This is a genomic window from Leucobacter holotrichiae (genome assembly GCF_055791005.1).
On the sequence record NZ_JBVUAC010000008.1, the window covers coordinates 51,804 to 63,224 of the forward strand.

General features: G+C 69.5%; 10 protein-coding genes. 4 read left to right on the forward strand and 6 right to left on the reverse strand.

Annotated elements, in window-relative coordinates; genetic code table 11:
- Window positions 1-2: 2 nt before the first annotated feature.
- Complete coding sequence (locus AC0KXF_RS11140) at window positions 3-1,055, reverse strand: hypothetical protein (protein WP_473109256.1); 1,053 nt, start codon at window positions 1,053-1,055, stop codon at window positions 3-5.
- A gap of 335 nt (window positions 1,056-1,390) precedes the next feature.
- Window positions 1,391-2,596, reverse strand: coding sequence for a homoserine O-acetyltransferase MetX (metX, locus tag AC0KXF_RS11145; protein ID WP_473109257.1), 1,206 nt, complete (start codon window positions 2,594-2,596; stop codon window positions 1,391-1,393).
- Window positions 2,597-2,811: 215 nt separating this feature from the next.
- Here metX and AC0KXF_RS11150 point away from each other — a divergent pair, with 215 nt between their 5' ends.
- Window positions 2,812-3,666 carry an EamA family transporter gene (locus AC0KXF_RS11150; protein ID WP_473109258.1) on the forward strand — a complete coding sequence of 285 codons (855 nt, stop codon included), beginning with the start codon at window positions 2,812-2,814 and terminating at the stop codon, window positions 3,664-3,666.
- A gap of 203 nt (window positions 3,667-3,869) precedes the next feature.
- Here the strand turns inward: AC0KXF_RS11150 and AC0KXF_RS11155 are convergent, their stop codons facing one another.
- The 4 genes from AC0KXF_RS11155 to AC0KXF_RS11170 all read right to left on the reverse strand — a co-directional run bounded on the left by AC0KXF_RS11155 (window position 3,870) and on the right by AC0KXF_RS11170 (window position 8,883).
- Window positions 3,870-5,192, reverse strand: a complete 1,323-nt coding sequence (locus tag AC0KXF_RS11155; protein ID WP_473109259.1) for a bifunctional o-acetylhomoserine/o-acetylserine sulfhydrylase — start codon at window positions 5,190-5,192, stop codon at window positions 3,870-3,872.
- A gap of 145 nt (window positions 5,193-5,337) precedes the next feature.
- The gene (locus AC0KXF_RS11160; RefSeq protein WP_473109260.1) at window positions 5,338-6,675 is read right to left on the reverse strand and encodes an amidase family protein; all 1,338 of its coding nucleotides are present in this window, start codon (window positions 6,673-6,675) and stop codon (window positions 5,338-5,340) included.
- Entirely contained in the window at window positions 6,672-8,120 is a 1,449-nt protein-coding gene (locus AC0KXF_RS11165; protein ID WP_473109261.1) for an MFS transporter, read from the reverse strand. Before AC0KXF_RS11165 ends, AC0KXF_RS11160 begins: the two co-directional genes overlap by 4 nt.
- A gap of 70 nt (window positions 8,121-8,190) precedes the next feature.
- Window positions 8,191-8,883: a helix-turn-helix transcriptional regulator gene (locus AC0KXF_RS11170; protein WP_473109262.1), complete on the reverse strand. Its 693-nt coding sequence runs from the start codon at window positions 8,881-8,883 to the stop codon at window positions 8,191-8,193.
- 123 nt (window positions 8,884-9,006) lie between these two features.
- Here AC0KXF_RS11170 and AC0KXF_RS11175 point away from each other — a divergent pair, with 123 nt between their 5' ends.
- From AC0KXF_RS11175 to AC0KXF_RS11185, 3 genes are all read left to right on the forward strand, one after another.
- Window positions 9,007-9,798 carry an SDR family oxidoreductase gene (locus AC0KXF_RS11175; protein ID WP_473109263.1) on the forward strand — a complete coding sequence of 264 codons (792 nt, stop codon included), beginning with the start codon at window positions 9,007-9,009 and terminating at the stop codon, window positions 9,796-9,798.
- A 5-nt stretch (window positions 9,799-9,803) separates the two neighbouring features.
- Window positions 9,804-10,496: a uracil-DNA glycosylase gene (locus AC0KXF_RS11180; protein ID WP_473109264.1), complete on the forward strand. Its 693-nt coding sequence runs from the start codon at window positions 9,804-9,806 to the stop codon at window positions 10,494-10,496.
- A 206-nt stretch (window positions 10,497-10,702) separates the two neighbouring features.
- Window positions 10,703-11,293 carry a 50S ribosomal protein L25/general stress protein Ctc gene (locus AC0KXF_RS11185; protein ID WP_473109265.1) on the forward strand — a complete coding sequence of 197 codons (591 nt, stop codon included), beginning with the start codon at window positions 10,703-10,705 and terminating at the stop codon, window positions 11,291-11,293.
- The last annotated feature ends 128 nt before the right edge of the window (window positions 11,294-11,421 follow it).

The window sequence follows — 11,421 nt, forward strand, 5'->3', positions numbered from 1 at the left end:
TGCTACTTCTTCTCGTCGACGCTGTACTTGGCGATGAGCGCGTCGAGCTCCGCCTTGTGCTCGTCGACGAACTTCTGCTCGAGGTCGAAGGTGATCTGCTGCACCTTGTCGTCGTAGCCGAGCTTGTCCTTGCACTCCCAGTCGGTGACGGCCATCTCGATCTCGCGCTTCTTGATCTCCGACATCTGCTTCTCGCTCGGGCCCTCCCATTTCTCGGGATCCTCGCCCTCGGGCAGCTCGTAGAGCGAGTTCGACTCCTCCATGAAGACGTTCTGCGCGTGCATGGGATTCGTGAGGTCGGTGTAGCCGGCGTCGGCCATGCACTCCGACCACTCGCGGTCGAGCTTCGCGACGTCGTCGTTGGGGCTGGTGGCCGCCGGATCCTCGTAGTTGTAGATCCCGGCCCAGACTGCTTCCATGCTCTCGAACAGCTCGGCGAACTCCGGATCCTCCATCGCGGCCATACCGGGGCCGTACATCTCCTGGGTCTCGTGATCGGCGACGCCCGAGCAGCCCATCTTGCTCCAGTCCCACTCGAAGGTGCCGTCCTCCATGGCGGCCATATCCTCCTCCGTGGGCTGGGGGCCTGACAGTGCCTCGTAGAAGGCCTGCTGCTCGGATTCGCTGAGGGACTCGATGTAGTCCTGGTTGGGGTCGACGTACTCCTCGCCTTCGCCCTCGGCCTCCATCTCGGCGCGGCCGGGGAAGTCGGTGAAGCCGTAGCCGTACTGCTCGGCGTACTCGCGGCTGCCCCAGTCGATCTCTTCGTCGTCGAAGCTGACCATGCCACCGTTCTGGGTGTTCGGCTGGTACTCGAAGCCCTCGTCGGCCATGCACTCGGCGATGAGCTCCTCGCGCTTCTCGTTGATCTTGTCGTAGAACTCCTGGTCCTGCTCTTGGCTCCCGTAGAGAGCCGACATGTATTTGGTGAGCGGGCCCTCCTCGGGTTCGGAGGACTTCTTCGAGTCGCCGCCGCTGCAGCCGGCGAGCGCGAGTAGCGACACGGTGATGAGCGCGGGGAGCGCGAGTCGGGCGGAGACGGTTCGAGACGGCATCGGCACCTCATTCTGGGTTCGCTGGGCGATCTGCCCGTGCTCAGGCTAGCAAAACTTGTGCTGCATGGATAGCACAAGTTTTAGGGCGGTAACGTCAGAATAGCGCACAAGTGTTGATGAAACGGCTCAGGAGCGGAGCCTGAAGATTGCGATTCGGCAACAGAAACACCAGCCGCCGAGCCCGCACGTGCAGAGGCGCCGTGCGCGCGACACTGAGCCGGCCCATAAGTATCGAGTCGGCCGATATGTCGCGCGAATTGCGGGACGCCTCGATAGAAACGGCCCGTCTCGACGGGGCGGCGGAGTTCGAGGGGGAGCGCCCGCGGGAGCCCCGCTCACACCTCGAGCAGGCGCCGCAGCTGCTCGCCCACCTTCTCGAATTCGATCAGGAACGAGTCGTGCCCGAACGGCGAGTCGATGCGCGTCGCGCGATCCCCGTCGAGGCTGCCCGGCGTGTGGCGCGCGATCTCGTCCTGCCCCTCGAGCGTGAAGAGGCGATCGCTCGGGATCCCGAGCACGAGCGTCGGCAGCTCGAGCGTCGAGAGAGCAGCGCGCACCCCGCCACGCCCCCTCCCGACATCGTGCGAGTTCATCGCCTGCACGAGGGTGAGGTAACTGTTCGCGTCGAATCGTCGGGTGAACTTGTTGCCGTGGAAGTCGAGATACGACTCGACCGCGAAGCGGCCGCCGTCTCCGAGCGGGCTCACCGCCGACTGCCAGGCCCGGCCGAAGCGGTCGTCGAGCTCGGTGTTGCTGCGGTAGTTCAGCAGGGCGAGGCGGCGCGCGGTGGCGAGGCCGTGGTGGGGGCCGATGCCGTCGGGGGCGTCGTAGTAGTTGCCGCCGCGGTAGAACGGGTCGGAGCGGATCGCCTCCAGCTGCACGAGGTTGAGGCCGATCTGATCCGCCGTCGTGACCGGTGGAGCTGCGATCACCGCCAGCCGCTCAGCGCGATCCTGGTGCGAGATACCCCACTCGAGCGCGTGCATGCCGCCCATCGAACCCCCGATCACGGCGGCGAAGCGGTCGATGCCGACCCCGTCGGCGAACCGGGCGGCCGCTGCGACCTGGTCACGGATCGTGAGATAGGGGAACCGGCCGCCCCACTCCTGCCCCGCGGGGTCGAGCGATCCCGGCCCCGTCGAGCCCTGGCACCCTCCCAGCACGTTGGGTGCGACGACGCAGTAGCGGCTCGTGTCGAGCGGCAGCCCCGGCCCCACGATCTCGCTCCACCAGCCGTCGGTCGGATGCCCGGGCCCAGCGTCTCCCGCGAGGTGGCTGTCACCGGTCAGCGCGTGGAACACGAGGATCGCGTTGTCGCGGCGCTCGTTCAACTCGCCGAAGGTCTCGTAGGCGATGCGCACGTTCGGGATCTCGACCCCGGCCTCGGTCGTGAGAGCGCCGACATTCACGAACTCGCGATCGCCGACGGGGTCGCCGTCGCGCCACCCGCCCGAGATCGGCGGCCGCCCCATGAGCGCGCGCAGCTGCGCGTCGGTGATGAAGTCGGTCGGGAACGAGTCCTCGGGGGTCTGCCAGTCCATAACTCACCATTCTGCCTCGGCCGGCGTTCGGGCGGGCGAATGTTACGCGGGGTCGGGTGGGGTTGGAGTGGGTGGTGTCTGGCTGATGAGGGTTCAGGGGGGCGGGTGGGTGGTGGGGCCCGGGTGGTTTCGGGCGGGCCGGGTGGTCACGGGTCCGGGCGCGGCCCGGGCCGGCGGCCGACGGGCAGCGCGGATCCCGACGGTAGGGTGTTGAGGTGCCCGCCGATCCGCCCCGCATCCCAGCGAGTCTGCTCGCCGTTGCAGCCATCTTCAGCGTCCAGTTCGGCAACGCCTTCGTCGGGTCGCTCTTCGAGAGCGTCGGGCCGCTCGGCGCGGCCGCGCTTCGGCTGGGGTTCGCCGCGGTCATCCTCATCGTGCTCGTTCGGCCGCGGGTGCGGGGGTGGAACGCACGAACCTGGCTGGGGGTCGTGCTGCTCGGGATCGGCATGGGCGGCATGAACGTCTTCATCTACCTGGCGATCGCGGAGATCCCGCTCGGTCTCGCCGTGACGATCGAACTGATGGGGCCGCTCGCCGTGGCCGCCGCGGGGATCCGACGGGCCGTCGACGCGGCCTGGGTGCTGCTCGCGCTCGGCGGCATCCTGCTGCTGGGCCTCGACGATACCGGCACGGTGACGCTTCGCGGGGCGCTGTTCGCGGGTGTCGCCGCGGCGTTCTGGGCGCTCTACATCCTGGCCTCCGCACGCCTCAGCTCTCGGGTTCGGGGGATCGACGGGCTGGTCGCCTCGGTCGCGGTCGCGGCGGTCGTGATCGTGCCGCTCGGGGCCGGGCAGGCGATGCAGGGTGTACGGCAGGACCCGGGGCTGCTCGGCGCCTTCGCCGTTCTGGCGCTGATGACCAGTGTGATCGCCTACGGGCTCGAGTTCCTCGCGCTGAAGCGCATGTCGGCGCGCGTGTTCGGCGTGCTGTCGAGCCTCGGGCCGGCCGTGGCCGCCCTCGCCGGTCTCGCGGTGCTGCACCAGCAGCTCGATGCGCGGCAACTGCTGGCGATCCTGCTCGTCGTGGCGGCGAGCGCCGGGGTCGTGGCGAGCTCCCGTCGCACGGTCTGATGCGGTCTGCCATCCTGCCTGCCGGGTCTGCCCTGATCAGTCCCCGCCCGTTCGGTCCCCGCCCATTCAGTCCCCGCCCAGCCCGTATTTCGGAGCGCACCGTTTATTCGGATCGGATCGCTTGGGTTTGATCCGAATAAACGGTGCGCTCCGAAGAACGGGAGGACAGGCTCGCGCCCGAGCACAGAAGGAACAGCGGCGTGCTACGCCCGCGCGTTCGACTCGGCGACGACGCGCCGTGCCGCGGCGAAGCCCCGCTCGAGGTCGGACTTGATGTCCGCGATGCTCTCGAGACCGACGGATAGGCGCACGAGGCCCGGGGTGACGCCGGCGGTGAGCTGCTGCTCGGGGGTGAGCTGCGAGTGCGTGGTCGAGGCGGGGTGGATCACCAGGCTGCGCACGTCGCCGATATTGGCGACGTGGCTGAACAGTTCGAGCGCGTTCACGAACGCCTTGCCCGCCTCGACCCCGCCCTTGAGGTCGAACGAGAGCACGGCGCCCACGCCGTTCGGCGCGTAGCGGTTCGCGAGGGCGTACCAGGGGCTCGACGGCAGCCCCGAGTATGAGACGCCGGCGACGTCGTCGTGGTTGTCGAGCCACTCCGCGACCTCCTGCGCGTTCTGCACGTGGCGCTCCATGCGCAGCGACAGCGTCTCGATGCCCTGCAGCAGCTGCCACACGCTCTGCGGAGCGATCGCCGACCCGAGGTCGCGCAGCAGCTGCGTGCGCGCCTTGATGACGAAGGCCACGCCGTCGCCCACCGCGCCCGTGTAGCTGATGCCGTTGTACGAGGGATCGGGCTCGGTGAGTCCGGGGAAGCGATCGGCGTGCTGCGACCAGGGGAAGGTGCCGCCGTCGACGATCACGCCGCCGAGGGTGGTGCCGTGGCCGCCCAGGAACTTGGTGGCCGAGTGCAGCACGATGTCGGCGCCGTGCTCGAGGGGGCGCACGAGGTAGGGGCTGGCCACCGTGTTGTCGACGATGAGCGGCAGGCCGTTCTCGTGCGCGACGTCTGCGACGGCGCGGATATCGAGGATCGCCGAGCGCGGGTTGGCGATCGACTCGGCGAAGAACAGCTTGGTGTTGGGGCGCACCGCGCGCTGCCAGGCCGCGGGGTCGTCCTGATCCTCGACGAAGGTCACCTCGATGCCGAGCTTCGCGAGCGTGAACTTGAACAGGTTGTACGTGCCGCCGTAGATGGAGCTCGACGAGACGATGTGGTCGCCCGAACCCGCGATGTTCAGCACGGCGAAGGTCGACGCCGCCTGGCCGCTCGCGAGGAAGAGCGCGGCGGTGCCGCCCTCGAGAGCGGCCACGCGCTGCTCGGCGACATCCTGGGTGGGATTGGTGATGCGGGTGTAGATGTTGCCGGGCTCGGTGAGTGCGAACCGGTTCGCCGCCTGATCGGTGTCGGAGAAGACGTAGGCCGTGGTCTGGTGGATCGGCAGCGCGCGGGCGCCGGTTGCGTCGAGCTGCTGGCCCGAGTGGATCTGCTTGGTCTCGAAGCCCCAGGTCTGGTCGGTCATGAAAACTCCTCGGTGAGTGGGTCGTGCGGTGGAAGGGCGCGGTAGTCGACGCGTTCGCTCGGATGGGCGATGCTGTCGAGACTACGAACTGCGCCTGAGAAGGACAATGGTGCCAGACACGGCGCGTAACGTTGCGCGGCCCCGCTCACCATTCGGGCGCGAGCGCCGTCTCGAGCTCTCGGGCGAGGGCGAGAGCGCTCCGGTCGTCGAATCGGTGTCCTTGGAGCGTGACGCCCACGGGCAGCGCTCCGGGGGCGATCGGCGCCGGGAGCGTGATCATAGGCACGCCGAGGACCGTGCCCTGGGCGGTGTTGCGCGTGTAGAGGTTGAAGATGTGCAGTTCGCGCCCGAGGTGCTCGACGGTGCCACCGATTCCGAGGGCCGGCGCCGGTGCGGGTGCGGTGGGGAAGAGGAGCGCGTCCAACTGCAGCGAGAACATCAGGCGGGAGTACGCGGCGCGAACCGCGAAGACCCGGGATCGGGCCTCGGTGTAGGCCTCGGCCGTCACCGGCGACCGGAGCTCCGCGAGCAGCACCGACCGCACGTCGGGGCTGGCGACCTCGCGCACGAGGCGCTCGAACGCGGCCTCGGGCGGGAGCTCGAGTGCCCGGCCCGCGGCATCGCCGAGCAGCCTGCGGGATTCCCACATCACCAGCGGGGCCTCGGCCGCCATGGCCGCCTCCTGGATCTCGTCGAAATCGGCGTGCACCGTCTCGAACCGGGCGGGCAGGCGGTCGAGGGCGGCCTCGAACGCCGCTCGGGTCTCGGGCCGGAGGTCGTCGCACAGTCGGGTCGGCAGCCCGATCCGGATCGGCCTGTCGGCCGCCCCCGCTGTACTTGCCGTGCCCGGCACCTCCGCGCCCGCCGCCGCAGAGGCCGGCCGCTCGCCGGCGACCCAGCGATCCACCCGCTCGAGGTCGTTGACCGATCGCGCGAACACCCCGGGGGTGTCCCGCGTGGTCGACAGCCCGAGGATCTCCGAGGTCGGCCAGCGCCCGGTGCTCGGGCGGAACCCCGCGATCCCGCAGTGCGCGGCCGGGATCGACACCGAGCCCCCGGTGTCGGTGCCGAGCGCGATCGGCACGGCTCCCGAGGCGACCGCCGCGGCGCTGCCGCCCGAGGAACCGCCCGCCGAGAATCCCGGATGGCTCGGGATCCGCGCCGCACCGAACGCGGCGTTCTCCGAGGTGATGCCGAAGGCGAGCTCGTGCATGTTCGTCGTGCCGACGACCACGGCGCCCGCCCGCCGCAGCAGCGCGACGACAGGCGCATCGACCTCCTCGGTCACGGTGTCGAACACCGGGCAGGCGGCCGAGCGACGGAAGCCGCGCACCGCGATGTTCGCCTTGACCGCGATCGGGAACGGCGCGTCGTCGCTCTGACGGGACTGCTCCTCGATCTGCGCCTCGGCGGCGAGCTGGGTCCAGGTGCCCTCGTCGGGGTGCTCGATCGGCTCGACGATGCGCGCGATGCTCGTGCTCACTGGGAGATCTCCTCCAGGTTCTTGCCCCGCGTATTCACCGCGAGGAGGTTGACGAACGAACCTAGCACCAGGAACGCGACGAGCCCCAGCATCGTCGCCTGCAGCGGCAGCTGCCCGAGCGCCCCCACCAGGAGGAACACCCCGAGCCCGCCGCCGACGTGCCCGATGCTGTCGGCGAGTGCGTAGGCGGTCGTGCGGAAGCGCGTCGGGAAGCTCTCGGCCGTCAGCGCGTACTGTGCGGGCACCCAGAGGTTCTGGCCGAAGAAGAGGATGATCGCCCCGGCGAACACGACGAGCGGCGACTCCCCGCCGAACGCCACGAGCAGGGCGCCGACGACGGCGATCCCACCTCCGACCATCATCCACAGCTTCCGCTCGAGGCGATCCACCACGCTGCGGATCGCGAACGCCGCGGCGATGAAGCCGAGCAGTCCGACCGCCGACACCATGCCGGCCTCTCCCGGCGTGTAGCCCTGCCGCACGAGCACCGACGTGAACGCCCCCGAGAACGCGTAGATCGTCAGGTAGCCGAGGCCCCAGGCCGCGCCCAGCACCGCGAGCCGACGCAGATAGAGGGGCGAGCGGAAGAGCTCCCGGATCGAGCCCCAGGTGCTCGTCGAGGGCTCCGGGATCGCGACCGGGTTCACATCCGCCGGGAGCAGCGGGGCGCGACGTGTGGCGAGCGCCTCCATGCGGGAGATCACGGCGGCGGCCTCGTCGAGGCGCCCGCGATCCGCCAGCCACCTCGGAGACTCCGGGAGCGATATCCGCAGGAAGAGCGACACCACCGCGAGCACCGCGCCGATCCCGTACACCCAGCGCCACCCCGAATCGAAGCTTTCGGAGGCGAGCGCGAAGGGCAGCCCCGAGGGCCAGTCGCCCATCGGCGTCGTGAGCCACAGACCCAGCCAGATGCCCAGCGCCGAGCCGAACGCGGCCATGATGAAGAGCAGGCTCGTGTATTTCCCGCGCAGACGGCGGGGCGAGACCTCGCTCACGAAGACGTTGATGATCGCCAGGTCGGCGCCGACGCCGATACCGGTGATCAGGCGGGAGAGCACGAAGTGAGCCTCGTCGAACGACAGCATCGAGTACAGCGACCCGAGCCCCGTGACGACCATCGAGACGATGAGCATGCTGTGGCGCCCGAAGCGGTCGGAGAGCGGCCCGAGCAGCAGCGCTCCGATGCCGTAGCCGACGAGGCTCATGAAGACGGGCAGGCCGATGAACGTGTCCGAGTTCGTCGGCGAGCAGCCGTCGACGATCTGGAGGCAGGTCTGCACGAACGAGACGTTGATGTTGAAGATGTCGTACTGCACGAAGAGCATGCCGAGGCTGATCGTGAGCACCGAGGCGGCGGTCAGGCCCCAGCGGGGGAAGCGGTCGATGCGGCGGAGGAGTTCGGCTCGCGATGCCGGTGAGACGGCCGCGGGTGACGAAGTCATCGGGGCTCCTTTGGTCGATGGAGATTGCGTCCCCGAAAGTCTCAGCCGGAAGAGGCCCCGCCCGCCATCGTCATTTCTGATGATGCCGGAGGAAGTGGGCGGCCAGCCCGGCCCGGTTGCGGGTGCCCGTCTTCTCGAAGCTGTGCGAGAGGTGCGTGCGCAGCGTCGCCGCGGAGATCCCCAGCCTTGCGGCGATCTGCTTGTCGCCCCAGCCCTCGGCGACCAACTCGACGATCTGGGCCTCGCGCGGCGTCAGCCTCAGTGGCTTCCGCGGCTCCTCGGGCCGCCAGAGCTTCGTCACCAGGTCGCCCACGCTCTGCAGCACCCTGGCATCGACGGTGTCGAAAGGACGCGCGCGTCTGCCGCGCCAGAGTCGGAGGTCGATCGAACCGGGGCCGGGCTGCGCCGCGAAGTAGTTCACCCCGTGGTACATATCCCGTCGGTGCAGGAAGTCGCGCACGAACTCGTCGTCGGGATCCGGTGCGGGGGCGACCGTCGAGGTGCGGTGGCGTTCGAAGAGCCGCGGGGTCAGCGTGTCGACGTGCCGGAAGTGCCTGTCGTAATCCTCGAGCGCGTCCTCGCCCATGCTGATCTGCACGGGATCCGAGTACGGCCCCTCGGGATCGCACACATAGGAGACGAAGATCTCGGCGCCGAGCAGCCGCCGCAGCGTCTCGCCGAGCTGCAGCCTGCGCTCGGCGAGGGGAGCGGAGGAGACGGCGATGTCGATGGCCTGGCACATCAGGGTGCGCGAAGAGTTCACAGCGGCCTCGGATTCGACGTCGAACGGAAAGCGTGCGGACTTCTATGGTAGCGGCCCGGAGCCTCGGCCGAGCCTCGGTATAGGCTCGGACCGGGTGGGCGTCGTGGGACGCGCCCGAGGACGATGGGAAGCGGGGTCGAGATGCTGAGACGGGTGGTGGTCACCGGAGCGAGTTCCGGGATCGGGGCGGCGACCGTGCGAAGATTCGCCGAGCTCGGATGGCAGACCGTCGCCGTCGCCCGCCGCGAGGAGCGTCTGCGCGCGCTCGCCGCAGAGACGGGAGCACACCCCGTCGCCTGCGACGTGACCGACGAGGAGCAGGTGTCGCGCCTGGCCGCGGAGGTCGCCGCGACGGGCGGGGCTACGGGGCTCGTCAACAATGCAGGCGGTGCGATCGGCACTGAGTCCGTCGAGCACTCCTCGAACGAGGACTGGCGCCGCATGTTCGAGGTCAACGTGATCGGGCTGCGCTCGGTCACCTCCGCACTGCTGCCGGTGCTGCGGGAGGGCGCGCGACGCACCGGGTGGGCCTCGATCCTGAACCTCACATCGACCGCCGGTCACAGCGCCTATCCCGGTGGAGGCGGGTACAACGCCGCCAAGTACGCCGCGCACGCGGTGACGGAGGTGCTGCGACTCGAACTCGCAGGCGAGCCCATCCGCGTCATGGAACTCGCCCCCGGTCTCGTGCACACCGAGGAGTTCACGCTCAACCGGCTGCGCGGTGACGCCGAGGCGGCCGCGAAGCCCTACGCAGATGTCACTCCGCTGCTGGCGGAGGATGTGGCCCGCGTGCTGGTCGGCGCCTTCGAGCAGCCGCCGCACGTGAACCAGGACCTGATCGTGCTGCGCCCCGTCGCCCAGTCGAGTGTGTTCCACACCCACCGCGGCCCGCTCGTGCCGAAGGCGGAGTGAGCGCGATGGCGAAGACACTGAGCGAGCTCGCCGAGAACGGCCACATCGCAGCCGACTGGGCCGAGGCCCTCGCGCCGATGGGGGATCGGCTCGCCGAGCTCGGCCGCTTCCTGAACGCGGAGCGCGCGGCCGGGCATCGGGTACTGCCCGCGGGGGACCGTATCCTCGCCGCGTTCCAGCGGCCGCTCGCCGACGTGCGGGTGCTGATCGTGGGGCAGGATCCCTATCCCACCCCGGGTCACCCCATCGGGCTCTCCTTCGCGACCGCGCCCGAGGTGCGTCCGATCCCGCGCAGCCTGCAGAACATCTACAAGGAGCTGCAGAGCGACCTCGGCATCCCGCCCGCGCCCCACGGCGACCTCACCGCGTGGGCCGATCACGGCGTCATGCTGCTCAACCGGGTGCTGACCGTTCGCGCCGGTGCGCCCGCGTCGCATCGCGGCAAGGGATGGGAGGCGTTCACGGAGCACGCGATCCGCGCCCTGGTCGCCCGCGGCGGCCCGCTCGTGGCGATCCTGTGGGGCAACGACGCCCGTTCGCTCGTGCCCATGCTGGGATCCGTACCGCGGATCGAGAGCCCGCACCCCTCGCCGCTGTCGGCCTCGCGCGGCTTCTTCGGATCGCGCCCGTTCAGCCGCGCGAACGAGGCCCTCGTCGCGCAGGGCACGGACCCCGTGGACTGGCGGCTCGCCGGGTAGGGGTATCGCGGGGGCCGGTTCGTTTCGATATGACGAGCCGTGGGGTAAGATAGGTGGCTGTACTTCGGCGAGGGGCGCTCCAGCGCCCGTGATCGACGCGGTAGAGCCTCTTTGCGGGCCCTTCTGACGCGCCACACGGCGAGACAACATCAAGCAGGCGGGTCACCGCCTTCGGTTGGGCGAAAGCCCGCAAGGAGAAGAACATCATGAGCGAGACGAATCAGCTCGTCGCCACCATGCGCACCAACTTCGGCAAGGGTGCGGCTCGCAAGCTGCGCGCCGCCGGTCAGACCCCCGCGGTCGTCTACGGCCACGGCACCGATCCCGCGCACATCGCGCTCGAGACCCACCCGCTGAGCCTCATCATCCGCCACGCCAACGCCGTCATCGAGCTCGACATCGAGGGCCGCAAGGAGCTCGTGCTCGTCAAGGACGTGCAGAAGGATCCGGTGCGTCAGATCATCGAGCACGTCGACCTGCTCGTCGTGAAGAAGGGCGAGACCGTCGAGGTCGAGGTCCCCGTGCACGTCACGGGCGAATCGTTCTCGGGCACCAACGCCCTGCAGGAGCTGAACACGCTCCGCCTCAGCGTTCCCGCGACCTCGATCCCCGAGCACGTCGAGGTCAGCGTGGAGGGCCTGGAAGAGGGCGCTCAGATCCTCGCCGGTGACGTGACGCTGCCCAAGGGCGCGACGCTGCTCGACGCGGTGGAGCAGCTGGTCGTGCACGTGGTTACCCCGCGCGGCACCGCCGCCGACGAGGCCGAGGAGGCCTCGGAGGAGGCAGCCGCCGAGTAACTCGGAACCGGCATTCGGGCCCGTCGGAGCGTTGGACGACCACCGCTCCGACGGGCCTCCTGTTTCTGTACTGCAAGAATGTCGGTGGTATCTGCGAGCATTCCACCCGAAGGGAGGAGCAGATGCTC

Bases quoted from the DNA above. Each gene is read 5' to 3' on its own strand.
- AC0KXF_RS11140 (WP_473109256.1), bottom strand. From the start codon at position 1,055: ATGCCGTCTCGAACCGTCTCCGCCCGACTCGCGCTCCCCGCGCTCATC.
- metX (WP_473109257.1), bottom strand. From the start codon at position 2,596: ATGGACTGGCAGACCCCCGAGGACTCGTTCCCGACCGACTTCATCACC.
- AC0KXF_RS11155 (WP_473109259.1), bottom strand. From the start codon at position 5,192: ATGACCGACCAGACCTGGGGCTTCGAGACCAAGCAGATCCACTCGGGC.
- AC0KXF_RS11165 (WP_473109261.1), bottom strand. From the start codon at position 8,120: ATGACTTCGTCACCCGCGGCCGTCTCACCGGCATCGCGAGCCGAACTC.
- AC0KXF_RS11175 (WP_473109263.1), top strand. From the start codon at position 9,007: ATGGGAAGCGGGGTCGAGATGCTGAGACGGGTGGTGGTCACCGGAGCG.
- AC0KXF_RS11180 (WP_473109264.1), top strand. From the start codon at position 9,804: ATGGCGAAGACACTGAGCGAGCTCGCCGAGAACGGCCACATCGCAGCC.
- AC0KXF_RS11185 (WP_473109265.1), top strand. From the start codon at position 10,703: ATGAGCGAGACGAATCAGCTCGTCGCCACCATGCGCACCAACTTCGGC.